Raw genomic sequence first — 20785 nt, forward strand, 5'->3', positions numbered from 1 at the left:
GCGCGTCTCTTTTATGCTACATTCAACGAATCAGGACACGATTTCGCGCCATCATGCATACCGTCGGCCTTGTTGTTTACCCAAATTTCCAGTCGCTCGCCCTCGCCGTGTCGAGCGTGTTCGAGTACGCCAATCTGCTGCACAGCGAGCCGGTTTATCAGTTCCGCATCGTGTCCGAGCTGGGCGGACCGGTCGCGTCGTCGCAAGGCTTTTCGGTGCACAGCGAGGCACTGGGCGACGAGGCCTACGACACGCTGATCGTCGCAGGCGACAACGAATGCCGGTTGCCTTCCGCATCGCTGCTGGCCTATCTGCGCGCCGCACCCAGTCAGGCCAGGCGGATCGCGTCGATATGTACGGGTACGTTCGTGCTGGCCGCGGCGGGTCTGCTGAACGGCAAGCGCGCCACGACGCACTGGTATCACGCTCAAGCCTTCAAGAAGCAATATCCCGACATTCCGCTCGACGAGGACCGCATCTTCGTAGTCGACGGCCAGATCTGGACCTCGGCGGGCATGAGCGCGGGGATCGACCTTGCCCTTGCGATCGTCGAACACGATCTGGGGCTGGAAACGGCGCGCATGGTCGCGCGCAAACTCGTGCTCTACCAGCGGCGCGGTGGCGGCCAGTCGCAATTCTCGGCCTTGCTGGAAATGAATGCGCGCTCGGATCGCGTCCAGATGGCCTTGAGCTACGCCAGCGAGCATCTGGGCAGCGATCTGTCCGTCGAGCGCCTGGCCGAAGCGGCAAGCCTGAGCCCGCGTCAGTTTAGCCGTGTATTTCGCGAGGAAACCGGCCAGTCGCCGGCCAAAGCCGTCGAACGGCTACGCGTGGAGGCCGCGCGCCTGATGATGGAGACCACGCGCCACCCAATCGAAATCATCGCGAGAGAAACGGGATTCGGCGATCGGGAACGCATGCGTCAGGCGTTTCTGCGGGCGTTTGGCCAGGCCCCGCAAACCATTCAGCGCGCGTCGGCGGGCGCGCGGGCCGCGCTCTGAAAATCCAGCGCAGTATGTGACTTTGCTGTGAGGTGACGCACTATCGCTCGTCGGCGGTCCACTCCGGGCTGTAGCCGCCCAGCGCCGGGTGATACATCTCGTCGCCGGAATGCTGCGTGAATTCGACATTGAGCCGATCCTCGCGCAGCCCCAGAATCTCGATGCAATGCGCGCACAGCGCCTTCGCTACTTCCATGCGCAGTTCGGGCGAGCGGCCCTGCCTGATGTCCAGCATCATGACCGCAACCGGAACGGGTTCTTGCCCCGCTTCGGCGATGCGCCAGACGCCACCCTCCCCCAACTCGCGAATCGCTACACTGATACGCCGGATATCGACCGACATCATGCGCGCGTAGGTCTCGCTCATTTGCGCGGCCAGTTGTCTTTTTGTTTGCGCCGCGTAGTGCTCGTTCACATCCAGTTGCAGATAAGGCATGTTTGAAGTCTCCGACGCCGTTGCAGGGTTCGTAGCCGATTCTGGCATGCCCGGCGACAAACACAACGTCAGATCCGCAATGATTCCGGACATCATCACTCGCGCGCGCACACGACCCAGGCGTTCGAATCGATCTTCACAGGAACCGCCTCCAGCGCGGCGCCCGCACAGGGACCATCGATACACATGCCATCGTCGAACCTGAACAGCGCGCTATGGTGAGCGCACATCAGCACCTGCGACCGATAACATGAGACGTTTCCAGGCTCGAAATCCAGCGGCACGGAAAAATGCGGACAGCGATTCACGTAGGCCCAGACCTGATCGCCGCGGCGCACGACCACGACAGGACGCCCTACGCATTGCTCGTCGATCACACGAGCGCCGCCGTCCGGCACGTCAGCAAGGCGACATAAGAGACTGACATTCATGACTCACACCCGTTGCTCAGGATTACCAAGGTTCCAGTCCCACGGGCGTACCTCGACCCGAGAAAACAAACCTTCCTTCATATACGGGTCTTCGCCCACGAACTGCATCACGGCGTCGATGTCGTCGGCTTCCAGCACCAGCAGCGTCCCGTTCATCGCATTGCATAACGGCGCCAGCGTCGCCCCGCCCAGACGCACGAAAACCCCATGTTCGCAGGCGCTGCGCAGCCAGTTTCGATGGTGCGCGCGCACGCGCTCGCGCACTTCGCGCATATCCGGTTTATCAGTGGCAAAGACAGCGAAATAGCGGCGCATGATTCAGCTCCGGTCCAGCGCGAAATCGCCATTCGCTTCGCGCCTTGGACTCTTCAATGTGAAGTGGCGTGCGAGTTGCGCAGACGTGCGTTCGACATGTTGTTGAAACTGGCGACAATCTGCGCGGTCAGCCTCGCCTGGCGATCGTCATGTTCAGTTTTCACCGTAGTGCTCACAATCGTCTCCGTCCGCATTTTTGCTTGCATGATGCGTAACTAGCGCGGTGCGCGCCCTTCCCACGCATCCTCCAGCAACGCGCGAATCGCTGCCCGCTCGATGGGACGTGGATTCTCGTAAGGATTCTGGCAGGCAAGATCCGCGGCTTCGTCCAGGCCCTGATTCGGCATGCCGATATCCGCGAGCGCCGGGGCAATGCCCAGTTTCGCGTTCAGATTGAACAGCAACGGGCCGGCGTCGGCGGCATCGTTCCCGCCCAGAGCGCGCGCAACCCGGCGCAGCGCTTCGGGTGCGGCGGCGTGGTTATAGTGCGCCGTATGCGGCAACATGGCCGCGTGCGTCTGCGCGTGCGGAAGATTGAACGTGCCACCCAGGGTATGGCAGAGCTTGTGGTGTATCGCCATGCTGACCGCGCCCAGGCAGGTTCCCGCGAGCCACGCGCCGTACAACGCACGACTGCGCATCCATCGGTCATCAGGTCTGCTGACGATCACTGGCAGTGCTTCTCCGAGCGCGCGAATCGCTTCCTCGGCCATCAGACTGATAACGGGGTTCGCGTCTTCGGCGTAGAGCGCCTCGACGGCATGCGCCATCGCATTGATCCCAGAGGCTGCCGAGATGCCAACGGGAAGCGATAGTGTCAATGACGGGTCATACAATACCGTGCGCGGCAACACACGCGCATCGCGGCCCGTGCGCTTCAGCCGCCCTTGCGTGAGGCCGTAAATCGGCGTCATCTCCGATCCCGCGTACGTAGTCGGCACGGCCAGAATGGGTAGCGACGATTCGAGCGCAATGGCCTTGCCCAGGCCAATGGTAGATCCGCCACCGATCGCGATACAACAATCCGCGTCCAGATCGCGAGCCGTTTCGCGCGCCGCGCGGGCGACCTCGACCGGCACATGCATGACCGCCTGCGCGCATACGCCGGCGGCGCGCTCGCCCAGCACCTCTTTCACCTGATCGGCAAGATGGCGCTGCTCCGGCGTCGACAGGATGAGCGCCCGGCGCGCCCCAAGCCGGGTCAGTTCATCCGGCAGCTTCGCGAGCGCGCCCCATTCGAAGACCACACGCGATGGGCTGCCCTGATAGACAAAGCGCTCCATGGCGGCCTCAGCGCTTGAAATGCGGCGGCACGTTGCCGTCGACGTTGACCCAGACCGATCGCGCTTCGGTGTAGTCGTGCATCGCTTCGAATCCCATCTCGCGGCCATAACCCGACTTGCCGACGCCACCGAACGGGCTGCCCGGATTGACGCGCTTGTAGCAGTTGATCCAGCACATACCGGCATTGATCTGCGCGGCGGTCTTGTGGGCGCGCGAAAGGTCCTGGGTCCACAAGCCGCTACCCAGTCCATATTCGGTTGCGTTGGCGATGGCCAGTGCCTCTTCATCGCTGCCAAAGCGCAGCACCGTGACGAACGGCCCGAACACTTCTTCCTGCGCGATACGGTCTGCGGCGCTCTTTGTTTCGATGACGGTCGGGCGCACGTAATACCCCTTGGCGAGCGCACTATCCTGCGGCGCACTGCCGCCCGTGAGAACGCGGCCGCCCTGCTCGCGCGCCACGTCGACGTAGGTCAATACGCGGTCCAGATGCTGCTTCGAGGTCAGCGGTCCCATTTCAGTATCGGCGTCGAGCGGATTGCCGACTCGAATCGACGATGCCAGCGAAACGAACCGTTCGAGGAATTCATCGGCGATGCGTTCGTGCAGGACGAGACGCGAACCGGCGATGCAGGCTTGCCCCTGATTGTGAAAGATCGCCCACGCTGCGCCGTTGATGGCGGCGCTCAGATTGGCGTCGTCGAAAACGATATTCGCGCCCTTGCCGCCCAGTTCCAGTTGCACGCGCTTCAGATTGCCTTGCGACGCTTCGACAATGCGACGCCCCGTTGCGGTCGATCCCGTGAAGGCGATCTTGCCCACACCCGGATGTTCGGCAAGGCGCTGGCCGGCTGTGTGACCGTAGCCGGGAACGACATTCACCACGCCGTCAGGAAAGCCCACCTCAGCCATGAGTTCGACGATGCGTAACGTGGAAAGCGGTGTGATTTCCGATGGCTTGAGCACGACCGTGTTGCCCGCCGCGAGCGCAGGCCCCATCTTCCAGCTCGTGAACATCAGCGGAAAATTCCACGGCACGATCTGGCCGACCACGCCAATCGGTGCGCGCTGGACGTAATTGAGGAAACCCGTTTCAACCGGAATCACCGATCCCTGCAACTTGTCCGCCATGCCGCCGAAGTAACGAAAACACGCTGCCGTGCGCGGCACATCGAGCGAACGCGAATCGCGGATCGGATGGCCCGTATCGAGCGATTCCAGTTGCGCCAGCTCTTCGGCATTTGCTTCGATCGCATCGGCCAGACGCAGCAGAAGGCGGCCACGCTCGGCGGCCGGCATGGCCGACCATTTCGGAAACGCGCGGGTCGCAGCGTCGACGGCGAGGTCCACGTCGGCTGCCGTAGCGGCTGCGATTTTCGTGATGAGCGAGCCATCGTGAGGATTGAGCACGTCGATGGTGCCGCGCTCGACGGCATCGACAAAGCGGCCATCGATAAAGAGTTGGGTTTGCATTGAATCGTCCTCGACTGATTGCGGGCTCACGGTTTAAAACTCGATGGGATACGGCGCGAGCTCGCCGCTTTCGTAGCGCTGCGGCAGATTCGGCGTGGCGTTCTCCCAGACCAGCAGCATGGAGCGCTTGGTCGAGTAGCCCTGATGGCGGATATCGGCGGGCATCGCGCAGATATCGCCAGCACGCATCGTCACGCGGGCGCGCGGTGCGCCGGTATTCTTGTCGCCGATGTCCCAGACGATTTCATCGGAGAGCTGAAGAAACCATTCGACGCGATCGTTGCCGTGAAAGACCGGCAGGATGAATTCTTCGGTGGTCGGACAAAAGAGGCTGCGCCCGCACACCGACGTCACCGAGGGATTCCACGTCACGTCCGAGCGCGACAGGTATTTGAAGAGATTGAAGGCATGAAGCTCGCCTTCGAAGCCGGGTTCGGCGTGTACTTCCGGCTCGTCCTGCAGCACGTCCTGGAACGCGCGATTGACCGGTAGATCATCGCGCAAGGGCGAATCGCCATCCAGACCCGGCATACGGCGCGTGGCGATGCGCGTGCGTTCGATGGCGGCGTCGTTCTCGCCATGCTTGCGGCCAAAGGCCGTGCCGGTTTCTTCGGGAGCCGCAAACGGGTCGAAGCCCTCGTTGGTCCAGTCGTGCAGCATCGCCTTAAAGGTCGCCATGATGGTGGGCGTTTCGAAGGTCTCGGTGTAGTCGACGCCCGCTTCCTTCAGGATGCCGTTGAAGGTGCCCGCATAAACATCGACCTTGCCGTAATGATTGCGCGTGCCAAACACGTGATCGAAATTGACCCAACCGTAGAAGAAGCCCCACGCCACATCGCGCATCATTGCGCGCAGGAAAGCATCGGCGGGGACTGCGTGCGTGCGCGTCTGGCCTTTGGCGGGCCAGCTGATTTTCACGAAGTATTCGTCGCGCTGGAACGCGAATTCGCCCAGCTGAAAGCGGCGATAGCCGGTGACGGCGTCGGGTTGCGTGGCGCGCACCGTATCGGCGGCAAAGCCAGTGGAATGGTCGAGGGTATCGAGCGTGGCCATCACTTGTCTCCTTGGGATAGTCGAATCGCGGCTGATTAGCGTTTCAGCGGTCAATGCAGGCAGATATCGGCCCACTTCTGCACGGACAATTCACCAAAAATGGTCTGCACCAGCGCGACGCCAGGCGCAGCCGCGATGAAGCGATACGCACAGCCCGCAGGCAGCAACGCCTGATGCCCCTTGCGCAGAACGACACGTCCCATCTTGCGACCGGCGGGCTCAGCGCCCGCGCTCACGGTGCCCTGCCCGGACTTTGGCGGCTGGTCGAGCTTGATGAATTCGATTTGCACTTCGCCATCCATCTGGATGGTGAATTCGTCGTGCGCGCAGGCGAACCACGGCGACACGCCTTCGGTGCGAAGCACTTCGATAACGTATTCGAGGTTCTTGCCAACGACGACCTTTTCGTAGGGCGCCGCTTTCGATGCCACCTCGAAGACGTTCGAGAAAGCGTAGTGATGAGCGCTGCCGCTCGTGATTTCGATCTCGCCTTTCTTGTAGTTGTTGAGCGAGCCAAAAACGGTGTGGAATGCCGTGTCGGTCATGTCTGTCTCCTGTGTTGAACTGCTTGTCAGGTTCAACTCTAGGAGCAAGCGCTGGCAGCAACAACCGGCTGGACAGCGACTACGGCATTTGCGATTTCCGAATAATGCGCGACTGACGCTGCCGCCTCATTGGCCGCTCAACGCACCCAGCCGCGCTCGATCAACGGCACATCCCATGACGGCTCGCTGCCGATATAGTCGGCAAGAAACTCCACCAGCGCCTTGACCTTCAAGGCCTGACGCTGCGTTGCGGGATAGACGGCGGCAAAGCTCAAGGCCGAAAGATCGTAGTCGGTCAGGATAGGCACCAGCGTGCCCTTGAGTAGCGCCTCACTTGCCACGAGGGTCGGCAGGCACACCACGCCGCCGCCAGTCAGCGCGTAATCGCGCAGCAAATGAACCGAGTTCGACCGGATCATGCCCGGCAATTCCATTTCGACCACCTCATCGCCGTGCGTCATCGTCCAGCGATTGCGTGAGGGATAGCCCGAATAAAGCGCGGTTGTGTGCTGCAACAATTCGCGCGGATGCTGTGGCGCACCATGCGCTTCAACGTAAGCAGGCGACGCGCAAAAGAGACGTCGAACCGTGAATAGCCGACGCTCGATCAGCGATTCGGAAATAGGCGGGAAAATCTGGAAGGCAATATCGAAGCCTTCCTCCACTGGATCGACCACGCGATCATTGACGATGATATCCAGTTGAATAGCCGGATAACGCTTGTTGAATTCAGCCAGCGGCACGCCGAAATGCCCAAGCGCAAAGCCTGGCAGCATCTGGATGCGCAAGCGCCCGGTAGGCGTGGCGCGAAGCTCGCGCATCTGGTCCGTCAACTCGTTGACGCGGCCCACCACTTCGGCGCATTCGCGATAAAACGCCTCGCCGACTTCCGATAGCCGGACATGGCGCGTGCTGCGATGAAACAGCGGCGCGTTGACGAATTTTTCGAGCTGCTGGATCCGGTTGGTCACCACGGAACTCGTCACGCCAAGCTGACGCGCCGCCTCGGCGAAGCTGCTTGCCTCCGCCACCCTCACGAATGTCTCGATGCTCAGAAAGCGGTCCATACGGCGCCTTTCCCGTCAGCAAAATGCCAGTGTATATGGGCCGGACGGCTTTCAGCGTCACCTGGAAGACGTCACAGTGTCACTGACTGGATGTCAATCTTCCCGGTTGCTTCCCCGTTGCCTGCCGATTGGCGACAATCGAGGATGGATCGATTAAAGGCGGCCGCCGTCTGGCGACATGAGAGATCCAGATACGGCATATTGCAGTTGGCCGCAGTGGGAAGTCCGTAACGTTGAAACCAGGGAATGCGCTAACGATGACCGCAGCTCGTGTTCGTCATGCCTTTCGAAATCTGTTGTGCGTGCTCGCCGCGAGCGTGCTGGCGGCGTGCAGTTCATCGGCCACGGTGAACCCATCGATTACGACTTCACTCAGCGCAGATCAAAGCGGAATCGTCACGTTCGCATCGGTTACGCCACGCAGTACCAGCGACTATCTCGCGCATTACGCCGCCAGCAAAACCGCTGTCATCACCGGTGTTCTGAGCATGCCCGCCAATGGGCCGCGCGTCGTGCCCGCAGTGATCATTCTGCACGGAAGCAGCGGTGTGAATCCCGGTGAACGTGTCTGGGCGCGGCGCGTCAATGCGCTCGGCTATGCCAGTTTCGTCGTGGACAGTTTCACGGGGCGTGGCATCAAAAGCACAGAGAACGATCAGACGCAATTGTCCATGACCGCGGATATCGCCGATGCCTACGCCGCCTTGCGTCTGCTGGCAACGGACCCTCGCATCGACAAAAGCCGGATCGCCGTCATGGGCTTTTCGCGCGGTGCCATTGCGGCGCTCTATTCCTCGCTGGAACCGTTCCGTCTGCCTGCAACGGAAGGCAATCTGCGTTTTGCTGCACACGTCGCGTTCTATCCATCCTGCGGGATCGCATACAACGCGGAACGTCTGGATGGATCTCCCGTATTGATGCTCGTGGGCGGCAAAGACAACTACACGCCCGCCGCCCCCTGTATCGCCTATGCGGACACGCTGCGCTCGAAAGGCGCGCAGGTCACGTTGAAGGAATATCCGGATGCATGGCACGGCTTCGACCGGCCAACACCGCTGCATTCCAAACCATTGGCAACGAGCGCGAGAGCGTGTCACGGCGTCTATGATCTCGATAGCCGAACCTTCACCATGATCCGGGATGGCCAGATGCTCTCTGGCGCTGCGGCCGTGGCCGAATCGAAACGCTGCCTGACCACCGGCGTCACGCTGGGCGGCGATCCGCAAGCAGAAGCACAATCGCCTGCTGAAGTCGCGGCATTTCTCAAGGCAGCGTTCGAATAAGCGCTCATTAACGCCTTGTCGACGCGCTATTGCGGCTGCTCGCCGGCCGCGAGTTCCGGTCGCAGGACGGCACGCCGTTGCAGCACCGCCGGTGCTGTCTCCTTCAAAAGCAGGCTCACCACGATACCGAGAACAACGGCGCACATCGGCAGCCAAAGAATATTCTGGATACCGAAGTGAGCCGCTACATAGCCGCCCATCGCTGGCGCAATCCCGCCGCCGAATATCTCACCAACGCCTACGACCGCACCAATCGATGTCGACACCAGCCCAATGGGAGCGGCCTCGGTCGCCACGGGCCCGGACAGCAATGAAACCAGCCCCAGCGTGAAGAACGATGCAACGAAGAGCACTGCGAACAAGGCAAGCGGTTGTGGGCCAAGACCGCGGAAAAGATAGAGCATCACCGCCGTGCCCGCGAAACCCACGATGCTGGCAACGCGACGCCCGACCAGATCGGAAAGTCCAGGCAAGCCGAATTGTCCCAGGAAGCCGCCAAAGCCAATCGCCGAGACAACCAGGCCCATTTTCTGCGTATCGAGCGCCAGAAAACCGGTGAGATAAAGCGGCAATAACGCGCCCAGCACGAACACGCCGGTCATCGCGCAACACAAAGCCGCCATGGCAACGATGATGTTGCGGCTCTTGAGCACCTGCCCAAGCGACGCGGGCGCATGCTCCGAAGCAAGCTCTTTCGCAACCTTCGGCTCGCGAATCACGAAAAACATGATCGTTCCGAGAATGAGCCCCGGAATCGCCACGAGCGCGAACACCCATCGCCATGTCACGAAGTTCAGCAACTGCGTCGCGATGATCGGCGACAAAGCCAGTCCAAACAGCGCGAAGCCGCTCTGCTGCAGACCGAGGTTCAGGCCACGGCGGCGCGGATGCGAGGCGTCTGCCGTGGCCGCGAAGCTCGTCGGGCAAAACGAGCCTTCCGCGACACCCATCAATGCGCGAATGGCAATCAGGCCGAGCAGGCCGCCGGCAAGACCCGAGAAACCCGAAAGCAGCGAAAAAACGATGATGGCGGGAATCAGCACCTTCCTGCGGCCCACCTTATCGGAGATGCCACCCATCAGGGCCGCGAAAATGCCCCAGGATAGCCCCAGCACGCCGATGCAGTTGCCAACGTCCTGCGCAGTCAGATTGAGGTCCTTCATGATCGAAGGGAACAGCGGCGCAATCAGCCAGCGGTCCAGACCCACCAGTCCGAAGCCAAGCGCCAGCAGCGTCACCGCCTTCCATTCGTAGGCGGTATCCCACTCGTTTGCTTTCATTTCCGTCTCCGTGGACGTTGCTATTCCTGCTCGCGCCGCAGCATCCTTGCAGGGTTCAACGCCAATGGTTTTTGTGTGCGAGGTCAGTCGCGGGGAAAAGTCGCCCGCCTCTTCCAGCGGCCCGACGACACCAAGATAGGCGCAAGGCGGCACATTCGGGTATGGATCAACGGGCGAACGCCTCATTCGCGAATTGCGAATAATCGGCGTAGAGGCGACGAGACGCTTGCAGTGGAAAGCGTCTTCAGGCGTGCACGGCGGTGGCTGGATCCAACCGGACGACGATCAGGGGAATCCCAGGTAGACGCGCGTGATGTAGCGCGGCGGTGTGCTCGACAACTACGCCGGGATACTATTTTAAATATGACGAATAATCTATCGCACGAGAAATAAACCTACGAACGCGCAAAATAATTGAATCTTCCGATCAACTTGTTTTCAATTTACCCTACGCTATACTCAATTATTAAAATATCGCCCAAATTAATGGAGCGAATTAATACGCTTTAACCGTGTCGGGGAGGCCCCTCTATTGGACCGACAGGTGAAACTCATGTTTGCCTTCGTGATCATGGTGGCCGTCGCCGCTTTCGTGCCTTATGTCGCCACTCCGGCCGTTCAGCACGCAGTGACCTCCCGAACAGCAACGCAACAAAGCCAGGAGCCAACTGGTGCTCCCGCTCAGACAACCGCCGCGACTGGCGCGGCGGCCGACGCGGGTTCCACGCTACCCGCGCAATAGATTGGAAGCAGGTCTGAAAGAGACCTGATTCAAAGCTCGTTTGCAATCCGCCGATAACCGCGCACGAGGCGGTTATTGGTCTGCGCGACATCTTCCGAGAATTCCGCGGCGCTTGCGGACACCTTCGGAATCGTCGCGAGATCGGTCGCGGGTCCAATCCGCAATGTCGATGGCACGTAAAAGCCTTCGGGCAGATCGCAGCCGTCCACCACCGCGTTATGACGCACCACGCAGCCCGCGCCTACCGAGCAGTTGAACAGCACGCTATTGAAGCCGATAAACACGCGGTCGCCCACGCTGCACGGACCATGCACGATGGCGCGATGCGCGATCGACGTATGACGGCCGATCGTCACCGCAGCGCCCGACTTCGAGTGAATCACTACGCCATCCTGAATATTCGAATGCGCGCCGATAACAATCGGCTCGATCTCGCCGTTCGCATCGGTTTCATCGGCGCGAATCACGGCATACGGGCCGATAAACACGTCTTGCTCGACCACCACGCGTCCGCACAGAATCGCCGTGGGATCGACAAACGCACTTTCATGCACCACGGGCAGATCGCCGCGCGGATTCTTTCTGATCATTGCCCTGCACCCTCACCAGATAATGTTGGTTTCCTGCGTTTCACTCATCTCGGCGTCTTCGGGCACCGTGCCGCCCCATGCGGGAAACGGATCGGCGAAATCACCCCACGCCTGCGGACCCACGGACATTTCCACATCGTCCAGCAGACAGGCATCCAGACGGCGACGCAGCGCCGCCTCGTCCATATCGATGCCGATCAGCACCAGTTCCTGACGCGCATCGCCCACGTTTTCGTCCCAGTTTTCATTGATGAAGGCGAGCGATTCGTCGTCGGTCGGCCAGTGCGACCGGGGCACCGCGGCCCACCAGAGCCCGGCCGCGCCATGACGGCACACCGAACCGGCCTGCGACCACGAGCCCGCATGGGTCGGACGGCTCGCCAGCCAGAAGAAGCCCTTCGAGCGCACCACGCCCGGCCATTCGCTATTCACGAGATCCCAGAAACGTTGCGCATGCATCGGCCGCCGCGCCCGCCACACGAAGCTGCCAATGCCGTATTCCTCGGTTTCCGGCGTGTGTTCGCCGCGCAATTCCTGCAGCCAGCCCGGCGCTTTGGCGGCTTCGTCGAAATCGAACAACTTCGTATCGAGCAGCCGATCGAGCGGCACCCGGCCAAACTGCGCGATTTCGATGCGCGCACGCGGATTCAGCCCGCGCAGGATGGCGATGAGACGTTCGCGATCCGCCGTGTCGACGAGGTCGATCTTGTTGACGACCAGCACGTCGCAGAACTCGATCTGCTCGATCAGCAGGTCCGCCACGGTGCGCTGGTCCTCCTCGCCAAGCGATTCGCCGCGCGCCTCCAGGCTGTCCTGCGAACCGTAATCGTTGAGGAAATTGAAGGCGTCGATCACCGTCACCATGGTGTCGAGACGCGCGACGTCGGACAGGCTGCGGCCATCCTCATCGGCAAATGTGAAGGTTTCGGCCACCGGCAGCGGCTCGGAAATCCCCGTCGACTCGATCACCAACTGGTCGAAGCGCCCCGCTTTCGCGAGCCGGTCGACCTCCAGCAGCAGGTCCTCGCGCAAGGTGCAGCAAATGCAGCCATTGCTCATTTCGACGAGCTTTTCATCGGTGCGCGAGAGTTGCGCACCGCCATCGCGCACCAGCGCCGCGTCGATGTTCACCTCGCTCATGTCGTTGACGATGACGGCCACGCGGCGGCCTTCGCGGTTGTTCAGGATGTGGTTCAGCAGCGTCGTCTTGCCGGCGCCGAGAAAGCCGGAAAGCACGGTGACCGGCAAGCGTGAGTCCATGGGGGCTCCTTTTCGTTCTCGATATGCATTAATTTTGTTATGTTATAACATAACACTCAGAAAGACCACAGGCGAAATCGGTCACTGCGGCTGACCCGCCCCCATCGGCGATAATCGGCACGTCCCCGCCCGCCGCACATTCCATCGTTTCGCCAATGAAATCGCATCTCCACGCCATCGTCACCGCACTGGCCGCCGCCGCGCTGTTCGGGGTCGCCACGCCTTTGGCGAAAGCGCTCCTCGGCACCTTGCCGCCTTTCATGGTGGCTGGCCTCTTTTATCTCGGCAGCGGTGGCGGGCTTGCCATCGCGATCCTCGTACGCCGCCTGCTGCGCCCGCGCGACAGCGCCAACGGTCCGTCTACGCGAGCACCCGAGCACGCGCCGCTGCGTCTGGCCGAAGCGCCGTGGCTGGCCGGCGCGATCGTCGCGGGCGGCGTGGCCGGTCCCGCGCTGCTGATGCTCGGCCTCGTCACGACGCCCGCGGCCACCAGCGCGCTGCTGCTCAACCTCGAAGGTGTTTTGACGGCGCTGATCGCATGGGTCTGCTTTCGCGAGAATTTCGACGCGCAGATCGCGTTGGGCATGGCTGCCATTGTCGCGGGCGGCGTGCTGCTGTCGTGGAGCGGGCCGCACGCGGGGCTCGCGCCCGGCGCGCTGTTCGTGGTCGGTGCGTGTCTGTGCTGGGCGATCGATAACAACCTCACGCGCAAGGTCTCGGCCAACGACGCCATGACCATCGCCTGCCTCAAGGGCCTCGCGGCCGGGCCGGTCAATCTGCTGGTGGCGTTCTGGCTGGGCGCGCACTGGCCCGATGGCGCGCGCCTCGCGGCGGCCATGGTCGTCGGATTCGCAGGCTACGGCGTAAGCCTCGTGTTGTTCGTGATCGCGCTGCGCAACCTGGGTACGGCGCGCACAGGCGCGTATTTCTCGGTAGCGCCGCTGTTTGGCGTGGCACTGGCGCTTGTGCTGTGGCCGCAGCGGCCCGCGCTCACGTTCTGGGCCGCGCTCGCGCTGATGGCGCTGGGTGTGTGGCTGCATGTGCGCGAGCGCCACGAGCACACGCACACGCATGAGCCGCTCGACCATACGCACCGGCACCGGCACGACGCGCACCATCGGCATGAGCACGATTTCGACTGGGATGGCACCGAGCCGCACACGCACGCACACCATCATCTGCCGCTCACGCACTCGCATGCGCATTTTCCGGACGTGCATCACCGGCACTCGCATTGAGCGGCGGCACGCGGCTTTACGTCGATTCGCCGTTGCGCAAGCGCGCATACTGACGCCATCCGACCATCCCTCCAGGAGACGCGACGATGGCTTCCCTTTATCGCGACATCCCGCTCGCCACCGACGCCGCACGCGCCTGGGCCACGCTGCGCGACTCGCGCAATATCGCTCGCGTGTTCGCCGGCGTGCTCACCGATGTGAAAGTGGACGGCGATCTGCGTGACGTGACGTTTGCAAACGGCAACGTGGTGCGGGAGCGGATCGTCGCTGTGGATGACGCGCGCATGCGTGTGGCCTACACGGTCTGCGGTCCGAATTTCGAGCACCACGCGGCGTCAATGCAGATCGTCGCCGATGAGACGGGCGGCCGTTGCCGTCTGCTATGGACCTGCGATTTCCTGCCCGACGAGCGTCGCGCGCTGGTTGAGCCGTTGATGGATGCCGGCTGCGCGGCCGCAGCGCGTACGCTGGCGTCCTGACGCGCAGCGCCGACCTGAGGTTTTAGCGAATCCTTTGATTCGCAGTGCCCGCACGGATCGGCTTTTGATGCTGTAAAACCCATCGCAAGTACCGAATACATGTTTGCGTACCACCAGGCGTACGCAATTCGGTGTGATCGGGCGAAACTGGCTGTTAGTTGCATTTGAAGATTGAGTCGCGTCGATATCAAATTCCACGCGCCGTCGTCCCGTTGCGCCCGCAACCATCCATCCGCGCGATGACGCCGCGCAAACCTTCGCATCACCCACACCCCTTCGGCGCAATTTCTCCAAAGCAGACCGCAACATCGCCCAGGACGGACTGCTACCCCATTTCCTAAGCTAGCGTCGGTTCGCCAGCACGCATAGCCGTTGCGCTTCAGGAGAAATCGTGGACACCGTATCCGAACAACAGGACTTGTCGCGCCCGCCGGAGGCCGCCGCACGCGCGCGCGGAGAATGCCCCGGCACCTTTGGCGAGCTCCTGCAGGGCGTGCTGCCGGACAACCGGCATTTCCTGGTGACGCTGCCCATCGCCGCGCGCAGCGTGGTCGAATTCGAGCCGGCCGGAACGGACCGCATCACCGCCAGCATCGGCCACAAAACCAAATCGTGCCGCGCCGTACAGTGTTTTCTGGGCATGTTCGGCATGCCGCCCGGCGGCGTGCTGCATTTCGTGTCCGGCCTGCCGGTAGGCAAGGGACTGGCGAGTTCGTCGTCGGATATGGTCGCGGCGATCCGCGCGGCCGCGCGCCACTATCGTCTGGACGCCGCGCCCGAACTCATCGAGCTGATCCTGCGCTTCATCGAGCCCACCGATGGCGTGATGTACGACGGCATCGTGTCGTTCTTCCACCGCGAGGTCATGCTCGAAGAGAAGATCGGCCCCACGCCGCGCTTCACCATCGTCAGCGCGGACCGTGGCGGCGAATGCAATACGCTGCACAACAGCATCCGTCGCGAGACGCCCGCCGCCGTGCAACAGGAATACGCGGAGCTGCTCGACCGTCTGAAAGGCGCCGTGCGCGCGCACGATCTGCGGACCATCGGCGCGATTGCAACGCGTAGCTGCGAGCTGGCGCAGACGGCCAATCCGCATCCTCATCTGGGCGTGATGCAAAAGCTATGCGCCGATCTCGACGCGCTCGGCCTGGTCGCGACGCATTCGGGCACTTGCCTGGGCCTGTTGCTCGACGCCGGCACGTCGCGACCGCAGCCGCAAGCGGCTCTCGCGCTCGAACGGCTTGCCTGGCACGGCATCGAAACCCGCCAATTCACCACCGCATAGGACGATTTCATGCTCCGCTACGAGTCCGCGCTCGACGCGATGCGCGACGCGACGCTATTCCCGATCGACGCGCAGTTGCATATGCTCGCTTTCAAGGCGATGAAAATCGTCCCGGCGAATTACATCATTAGAACAGCTTACGAACGCGGCGATCTGCAAAGCGGTGCGACCGTGGTGGAAACTTCAAGCGGCAATTTCGCGCTCGGCATGGCGATGGTCTGCAATCGGCTTGGCCATCCCTTCGTGGCAATCGGCGACCCGGCCATCGATCCAGCCTACCGCCGTCAACTGGAAATGCTGGGCGGACGCGTCGAAATCGTCACCGATAAAAAAGGCAGCCAGGGTTACCAGAAAGCGCGTCTGGACCGCCTGCAAGAGATCCTGGCCAGCGAAGCGGGCGTGTTCTGGTGCAGGCAATACGACAACGAAGACAATGCCCGCGCCTATGCCGGCGTCGCGCGCGAACTGCTGGGTGCAATCGGCGCGCGTCTCGTACTGGTCGCGCCGGTGGGCTCGGGCGGTTCGAGTTGCGGCATCGCCGCGGCGCTGCGCGAATCCGGCGCGCAATGCACGCTGATCGGCGTGGACACGTTCAACAGCATTCTGTTCGGTCAAGCCGACGGCCCGCGCAAGTTGCGCGGACTGGGCAACACCATCATGCCGAAGAACCTTCGCCACACCTTGTTCGACGATGTGCACTGGATCAGCGCCGAACTCGCCGATCACTACACGCGCACGCTCTATCGCGAAACCGGCCACTTTCGCGGTCCCACGACCGGCGCGGCCAGCGCTGCCGCACATTTCGCGCGCGTGCACTATCCCGGCCAGCCGATCGTCTTCCTGAGCCCGGACGACGGCACGCGCTACATCGAAACCACCTACGCCGACGACCCTGCCGACGCGGCGCTGTCAGGCACCGTGCCAGAGCGCATTCCCGAGCCGCGCGCCTTCGTGCCCGACATGCAATGGGCCTGGATGCACTGGAACCGCGCGGACATCAATCAATATCGCTAAACCATGGCCATCGTCTATCTAGAATCGAATACGACCGGCTTTGGCCAGCAATTGCTGCAAGCCTCGGCGCGTTATGACGACGTCTATTTTCTCGTGCGCGACCGCGCCCGCTACGCATTCTGTGCGCAACTGCACAATGGCATTCGCGTGATCGATTGCGATACCACGTCGTTCGAAGCGGTCTGGGAAGCGCTCCAGCGCATCGACGCTATCCGCCTCCTTGCCTCGACCAGCGATGCCTGCATCGAAATGGCCGCGCGCGCAGCCGAGCGTCTGGGCCTGCCGGGCAATCCGCCCGCTGCGGTCGCCCTATGCCGCGACAAATGGCTGATGCAAGACACGCTGCGCCCGGCTCGCGTGGCTTATCCCACTACGCGTGTCATTCGCACTCCAGACGATATCGCCGACCTGATCTGGCCGGTGGTAGTCAAACCGCGTCAGGGCACCGGCAGCATCGGTGTGCGGCTGATCGACAATCCACAAGAATTTCGCCAGTACGCGCAAACCGATGCGATCTGCCAGCGCTTCGTGGCGGGCATTGAATATTCGGTGGAAACCTTCAGCGATGCGCAAGGGCATCACGTGCTGGGCGTTACGCGCAAGACCGTGAGCGACGCGCCGCATTTCCTCGAACTGGCTCATGTATTTCCCGCTGCGCTCGACGCCGCCACGCACACCCGCATCACGGATTGCGTGCGCCGCGCGCTCGACGCCGTGGGCTACCGGTTCGGCCCCGCCCATACCGAACTCAAGGTCGATGGCGCAAGCGTCACGCTCATCGAAATCAACGCGCGCCTCGCGGGCGGCATGATTCCGCGGCTCATGGAGCGCGCATACGGCTGGTCCATGACCGATCTTTACATCCGCAGCCATCTCACGGCACGGTGCCAGTTCATCGTACCGGAGCCGCCGCTGCATAGCGCCGTCGCTTTTATCGTGCCGGAAATCGGCCGCGCCTATGCGGGCCTGGATTTCCCCGCCGATATCACCGATTCTGCAGATGCGGGCCACTTCGCCACTGGCGGCGTCAACGCCGGCAAGTTCGACTTCTCGGATCGCGCCGGCTACGTGATTGCAACGGCACGCACACCGGAAGAGGCACAGCGCGACGCGCACTCCCTGCGCGATCGCACCCGCGTGCTGTATCTCGAACCCGACGCTGCGTTGCCCGACGCAGTAACCATTCATTCGATTGTCTACGACGCCAGTCCGGCCCGCTTTGGATCGCTGCTCGATAACCTGATGCCAATCGAGAAAGCGCATCTCATCATGTTGCGCACGCAACATATTATCGATACCGATCGTTTCTCCATGCTGCGCGAAGCATTGCTTGCGCTCGAAGCCGATCCGCGATTGCTGGACGCACATCGCTCCGGTCGCGGTGTGTATTTCGACTACGAGCATTACGTGATCGCGCGTTGCGGACGCGACACCGGCGGCATGATCCAGACGGCGCGCTCGCGCAACGATATCAACAGCACCCATCTGTATCTGGTCGTGCGAGAAGCCATCGCGAAGGTTTCAGCCCAGACGCTCACACTCATTGAAACCGTCGCGCGCCGCGCCGAAGATAATCTCGACATCCTCTTGCCGATCTACAGCCAGTATCAGATCGCCATGCCGGGATCGGCGGCCCATTACCTTGCGGCGCAATGCGAAATTTTGCTGGGCACGCTCGATACGCTCACCGCCCTGCGCGATCGGCCGTGCGCCTCACCGCTGGGCGCCTGCGCCGGCGCAGGCACCAGCTTCGCCACCGATACAGCCGACACGGCAGCGCTGCTCGGGTTCGCAAGCGGGCCGCACAACTCGCTGGCCGCGATCAGCGACAAGAATCTCGCGCAGCGTGCCGCCTCGGCATTCACAGAGCTAAGCGGCAATCTCAATCGCATCGCCTGCGATCTGCAACTGTGGACCATGCGCGAAACCGGCATCGCCACGCTGCCTGATGCCCTCTACGGCGGCTCCTCGAACATGCCGCAAAAGCGCAATCCGTGGCTGCTCGAATGGCTGCGGCTCGCGCATGAGCAGAACTTCGGCAAACTGATTACGGCGCTTTCCTCGCTCTCGCATCTGCCGACGGGCAACTCATATCAGGCGAGCCGCACTGCGCTGGAAACCGTCGTGGAAATCGCCGGTCAATTGCTCGACATGCTCAGCGTGATGACTTACGCGCTCGACGGGATTCGCTTCGATGCCGATGCCGCGCGCGACGTACTGCTCAACGGCCACGCCAGCGCCACGCTGGCTGCCGAAGCGCTGGTGCAGCAGGGCTTCACATCGTTTCGCGACGCGCACGGCGCGGTGGCGCACGCGCTCACCGCAACGGCCGCCGAAATCGACGCCACGCCGCTGCTGCTGGACGCCGCTCGCGCACTCGACGAGGCGGAGCATGGCTTGCAGACCGGCACGCTGACCGACCGCCTCGCGTTCGGCGCGGGACCCGGTCGCACGCCCACTTCAGCGCATCTTCAACACATCGGCGAGCGCCTGCACACGGCCCGACGCGAACACCTCGCTCACCGCGCGCGCAGTGGCGCAGCGCGCGCCGCGCTCGATCAACGCTTCAGGACTGCCAGCTGATGCCTTCCATCACCGTACTCTGCTCCGACGGCCCTCATCATCTCTATCTGGCTGCCGCCTTGCTCGAAACATTCGGAGAGCTATGCATCGTCGTCGAGCCATCGCACGCCCAGGCGCGCGAACTGCGCCGCCGTGGCTTCTATCGCTCATGGCTCTGGACGCACTATCACGATCTGCGGCGCAAGCTGTTTGGTTACGACCGCCTGCGCCGCGACTATTTCCGGCATACACGCGGCCCGGCAAGCTGGAAGGCATTGCGCGCGCACCCGGGCGTACGGTATGTCGAAGTGCCGTCGATCAATCATGCACGCGTAGCGGAAACGCTGCGCTCGACGCAATCCAGTGCCTATATCGTGATGGGCACGAAGCGCATCAGCGAAGCCGTGCTGGCAGAGATTCCGTCGCAGCGCATCGTCAACGTGCACGGCGGCCATCTGCCTGAATACAAGGGCAATCACTGCTTTTTCTTCGCGCTGCATCACGGCGATCTCGACAAGCTCAGCACCACCGTGCATCGCGTGGCGACGGGACTCGATACGGGCGAAATCGTGTTTCGCCATACAGTGCAATACGTCGCGGGCGACAGCTCGGAAACACTCTACTCTCGCGCAGAACGCGGCGCGATCGACCGGCTGGTGGAGCGGCTGGTGCGCGAACCCGACGTTAGCCGTTGGTCCAGCGAGGCACAGGAGACCATTGGCAACACCTGGCGCATGCGCGACCGCGGCCCGCGCGTCGAGCTTGCGCATCATCTCGTGCGCCGCCCGCGCCACGAAGCACGCGCACTCGCCCGCCTGAACACCACCGAAACGGAAAGCCTGCACTGATGGACAAACTGATTGCCCAGCTTGCGCAGATCGCGCTGTTCTCGATCCCGCTGACGCTCTCGCCGGGACCGAACAATCTGATGATGACGGCCAATTGCGCGCGCTTTGGATACCGGCGCACGCTGCCTTCGCTGGCAGGCGTTTCAGCAGGCGTCGTCACGCTTTTTCTGCTGGTTGCGCTGGGGCTGGGCGGCGTGCTGATCCAGCATCCGCAACTGCACATCGCCCTAAAGGCGACGGGTTGCGCGTACATCCTGTACCTGTCATGGCGGCTTTTTTCCGCGCGCGGCGGCGCGAGCGGCGCTGAAGCCGCCGATCGTCCCGTCACCTTTGCGCAGGCCGCGCTGCTGCAGATCGTCAATCCCAAGATCTGGCTGCTCGCGCTCGCCGCGTGTTCGACCTTCCTGCCCTTGACCGGCAATTTTGTTGTCGACGCAACGATACTCGCGATCACGCTCGGCGTGATCTTCTTCCCCTGCAATTCGCTTTGGGCATTGTTTGGCCTGATGATGCGCCAGGCACTGCGCGGCCGGATGTTCCAGCGCGTAATGGGGCTGGTCACCGCATCATCAATACTCTTTCTGCTGTACTGAATG

At 62.3% G+C, this 20785-nt stretch carries 20 protein-coding genes; 9 read left to right on the forward strand and 11 right to left on the reverse strand.

Annotated elements, in window-relative coordinates; translation table 11 throughout:
• Positions 1 to 53: 53 nt before the first annotated feature.
• Positions 54 to 1001: a GlxA family transcriptional regulator gene (locus F3J17_RS16125; protein ID WP_167060326.1), complete on the forward strand. Its 948-nt coding sequence runs from the start codon at positions 54 to 56 to the stop codon at positions 999 to 1001.
• Between the two features lie 40 nt (positions 1002 to 1041).
• Here F3J17_RS16125 and F3J17_RS16130 read toward each other — a convergent pair whose 3' ends face one another.
• The 8 genes from F3J17_RS16130 to F3J17_RS16165 form a co-directional block, all read right to left on the reverse strand.
• Positions 1042 to 1437 carry a tautomerase gene (locus F3J17_RS16130; RefSeq protein WP_167060329.1) on the reverse strand — a complete coding sequence of 132 codons (396 nt, stop codon included), beginning with the start codon at positions 1435 to 1437 and terminating at the stop codon, positions 1042 to 1044.
• Positions 1438 to 1532: 95 nt separating this feature from the next.
• On the reverse strand, positions 1533 to 1868 hold the full coding sequence (locus F3J17_RS16135; protein WP_167060332.1) for a Rieske (2Fe-2S) protein: 336 nt from the start codon (positions 1866 to 1868) through the stop codon (positions 1533 to 1535).
• A gap of 3 nt (positions 1869 to 1871) precedes the next feature.
• Complete coding sequence (locus tag F3J17_RS16140; protein WP_167060335.1) at positions 1872 to 2183, reverse strand: YciI family protein; 312 nt, start codon at positions 2181 to 2183, stop codon at positions 1872 to 1874.
• Between the two features lie 215 nt (positions 2184 to 2398).
• Positions 2399 to 3466, reverse strand: coding sequence for a maleylacetate reductase (locus F3J17_RS16145; RefSeq protein WP_167060338.1), 1068 nt, complete (start codon positions 3464 to 3466; stop codon positions 2399 to 2401).
• Between the two features lie 7 nt (positions 3467 to 3473).
• Entirely contained in the window at positions 3474 to 4940 is a 1467-nt protein-coding gene (locus tag F3J17_RS16150; RefSeq protein WP_167060341.1) for an aldehyde dehydrogenase family protein, read from the reverse strand.
• Between the two features lie 33 nt (positions 4941 to 4973).
• A complete protein-coding gene (locus tag F3J17_RS16155; RefSeq protein ID WP_167060344.1) occupies positions 4974 to 5993 on the reverse strand; it encodes a hydroxyquinol 1,2-dioxygenase in 1020 nt (339 codons plus the stop codon).
• Between the two features lie 50 nt (positions 5994 to 6043).
• Positions 6044 to 6538 carry a hydroxyquinol 1,2-dioxygenase gene (locus F3J17_RS16160; protein WP_167060347.1) on the reverse strand — a complete coding sequence of 165 codons (495 nt, stop codon included), beginning with the start codon at positions 6536 to 6538 and terminating at the stop codon, positions 6044 to 6046.
• A gap of 137 nt (positions 6539 to 6675) precedes the next feature.
• Complete coding sequence (locus F3J17_RS16165; RefSeq protein WP_167060350.1) at positions 6676 to 7605, reverse strand: LysR family transcriptional regulator; 930 nt, start codon at positions 7603 to 7605, stop codon at positions 6676 to 6678.
• A 257-nt stretch (positions 7606 to 7862) separates the two neighbouring features.
• Here F3J17_RS16165 and F3J17_RS16170 point away from each other — a divergent pair, with 257 nt between their 5' ends.
• Positions 7863 to 8888, forward strand: a complete 1026-nt coding sequence (locus F3J17_RS16170) for a dienelactone hydrolase family protein (protein ID WP_167060353.1) — start codon at positions 7863 to 7865, stop codon at positions 8886 to 8888.
• Between the two features lie 26 nt (positions 8889 to 8914).
• On the opposite strand, the gene F3J17_RS16175 is transcribed toward F3J17_RS16170, so the two are convergent.
• From F3J17_RS16175 to zigA, 3 genes are all read right to left on the reverse strand, one after another.
• Complete coding sequence (locus tag F3J17_RS16175) at positions 8915 to 10168, reverse strand: MFS transporter (RefSeq protein ID WP_167060356.1); 1254 nt, start codon at positions 10166 to 10168, stop codon at positions 8915 to 8917.
• A gap of 771 nt (positions 10169 to 10939) precedes the next feature.
• On the reverse strand, positions 10940 to 11500 hold the full coding sequence (locus F3J17_RS16180) for a carbonate dehydratase (RefSeq protein ID WP_167060358.1): 561 nt from the start codon (positions 11498 to 11500) through the stop codon (positions 10940 to 10942).
• Positions 11501 to 11512: 12 nt separating this feature from the next.
• Positions 11513 to 12760 carry a zinc metallochaperone GTPase ZigA gene (gene zigA / locus F3J17_RS16185; RefSeq protein WP_167060361.1) on the reverse strand — a complete coding sequence of 416 codons (1248 nt, stop codon included), beginning with the start codon at positions 12758 to 12760 and terminating at the stop codon, positions 11513 to 11515.
• Positions 12761 to 12915: 155 nt separating this feature from the next.
• On the opposite strand from zigA, the gene F3J17_RS16190 reads away from it, so the two are divergent.
• The 7 genes from F3J17_RS16190 to F3J17_RS16220 all read left to right on the forward strand — a co-directional run bounded on the left by F3J17_RS16190 (position 12916) and on the right by F3J17_RS16220 (position 20782).
• A complete protein-coding gene (locus tag F3J17_RS16190) occupies positions 12916 to 13998 on the forward strand; it encodes a DMT family transporter (RefSeq protein ID WP_167060364.1) in 1083 nt (360 codons plus the stop codon).
• A gap of 86 nt (positions 13999 to 14084) precedes the next feature.
• Positions 14085 to 14477, forward strand: coding sequence for an SRPBCC family protein (locus F3J17_RS16195; protein WP_167060367.1), 393 nt, complete (start codon positions 14085 to 14087; stop codon positions 14475 to 14477).
• A gap of 391 nt (positions 14478 to 14868) precedes the next feature.
• Positions 14869 to 15765, forward strand: coding sequence for a GHMP kinase (locus F3J17_RS16200; RefSeq protein WP_345891209.1), 897 nt, complete (start codon positions 14869 to 14871; stop codon positions 15763 to 15765).
• A gap of 9 nt (positions 15766 to 15774) precedes the next feature.
• Positions 15775 to 16779: a pyridoxal-phosphate dependent enzyme gene (locus F3J17_RS16205; RefSeq protein ID WP_167060371.1), complete on the forward strand. Its 1005-nt coding sequence runs from the start codon at positions 15775 to 15777 to the stop codon at positions 16777 to 16779.
• Positions 16780 to 16782: 3 nt separating this feature from the next.
• Positions 16783 to 19362, forward strand: a complete 2580-nt coding sequence (locus F3J17_RS16210; RefSeq protein WP_167060373.1) for a lyase family protein — start codon at positions 16783 to 16785, stop codon at positions 19360 to 19362.
• Entirely contained in the window at positions 19362 to 20189 is an 828-nt protein-coding gene (locus tag F3J17_RS16215; RefSeq protein WP_167060376.1) for a formyl transferase, read from the forward strand. The genes F3J17_RS16210 and F3J17_RS16215 overlap by 1 nt, the downstream gene beginning before the upstream one ends.
• Positions 20189 to 20782, forward strand: coding sequence for a LysE family translocator (locus F3J17_RS16220; RefSeq protein ID WP_167060379.1), 594 nt, complete (start codon positions 20189 to 20191; stop codon positions 20780 to 20782). The genes F3J17_RS16215 and F3J17_RS16220 overlap by 1 nt, the downstream gene beginning before the upstream one ends.
• Positions 20783 to 20785: the final 3 nt, after the last annotated feature.

Origin of the sequence: Burkholderia sp. Ax-1719, from assembly GCF_011753055.1 — a bacterium.
Lineage (GTDB): Bacteria > Pseudomonadota > Gammaproteobacteria > Burkholderiales > Burkholderiaceae > Paraburkholderia.

Bases quoted from the DNA above. Each gene is read 5' to 3' on its own strand.
- F3J17_RS16125 (WP_167060326.1), top strand. From the start codon at position 54: ATGCATACCGTCGGCCTTGTTGTTTACCCAAATTTCCAGTCGCTCGCC.
- F3J17_RS16170 (WP_167060353.1), top strand. From the start codon at position 7,863: ATGACCGCAGCTCGTGTTCGTCATGCCTTTCGAAATCTGTTGTGCGTG.
- F3J17_RS16160 (WP_167060347.1), bottom strand. From the start codon at position 6,538: ATGACCGACACGGCATTCCACACCGTTTTTGGCTCGCTCAACAACTAC.
- F3J17_RS16135 (WP_167060332.1), bottom strand. From the start codon at position 1,868: ATGAATGTCAGTCTCTTATGTCGCCTTGCTGACGTGCCGGACGGCGGC.
- F3J17_RS16130 (WP_167060329.1), bottom strand. From the start codon at position 1,437: ATGCCTTATCTGCAACTGGATGTGAACGAGCACTACGCGGCGCAAACA.
- F3J17_RS16145 (WP_167060338.1), bottom strand. From the start codon at position 3,466: ATGGAGCGCTTTGTCTATCAGGGCAGCCCATCGCGTGTGGTCTTCGAA.
- zigA (WP_167060361.1), bottom strand. From the start codon at position 12,760: ATGGACTCACGCTTGCCGGTCACCGTGCTTTCCGGCTTTCTCGGCGCC.
- F3J17_RS16195 (WP_167060367.1), top strand. From the start codon at position 14,085: ATGGCTTCCCTTTATCGCGACATCCCGCTCGCCACCGACGCCGCACGC.
- F3J17_RS16180 (WP_167060358.1), bottom strand. From the start codon at position 11,500: ATGATCAGAAAGAATCCGCGCGGCGATCTGCCCGTGGTGCATGAAAGT.
- F3J17_RS16190 (WP_167060364.1), top strand. From the start codon at position 12,916: ATGAAATCGCATCTCCACGCCATCGTCACCGCACTGGCCGCCGCCGCG.
- F3J17_RS16205 (WP_167060371.1), top strand. From the start codon at position 15,775: ATGCTCCGCTACGAGTCCGCGCTCGACGCGATGCGCGACGCGACGCTA.
- F3J17_RS16215 (WP_167060376.1), top strand. From the start codon at position 19,362: ATGCCTTCCATCACCGTACTCTGCTCCGACGGCCCTCATCATCTCTAT.
- F3J17_RS16165 (WP_167060350.1), bottom strand. From the start codon at position 7,605: ATGGACCGCTTTCTGAGCATCGAGACATTCGTGAGGGTGGCGGAGGCA.
- F3J17_RS16155 (WP_167060344.1), bottom strand. From the start codon at position 5,993: ATGGCCACGCTCGATACCCTCGACCATTCCACTGGCTTTGCCGCCGAT.
- F3J17_RS16175 (WP_167060356.1), bottom strand. From the start codon at position 10,168: ATGAAAGCAAACGAGTGGGATACCGCCTACGAATGGAAGGCGGTGACG.
- F3J17_RS16210 (WP_167060373.1), top strand. From the start codon at position 16,783: ATGGCCATCGTCTATCTAGAATCGAATACGACCGGCTTTGGCCAGCAA.
- F3J17_RS16220 (WP_167060379.1), top strand. From the start codon at position 20,189: ATGGACAAACTGATTGCCCAGCTTGCGCAGATCGCGCTGTTCTCGATC.
- F3J17_RS16150 (WP_167060341.1), bottom strand. From the start codon at position 4,940: ATGCAAACCCAACTCTTTATCGATGGCCGCTTTGTCGATGCCGTCGAG.
- F3J17_RS16140 (WP_167060335.1), bottom strand. From the start codon at position 2,183: ATGCGCCGCTATTTCGCTGTCTTTGCCACTGATAAACCGGATATGCGC.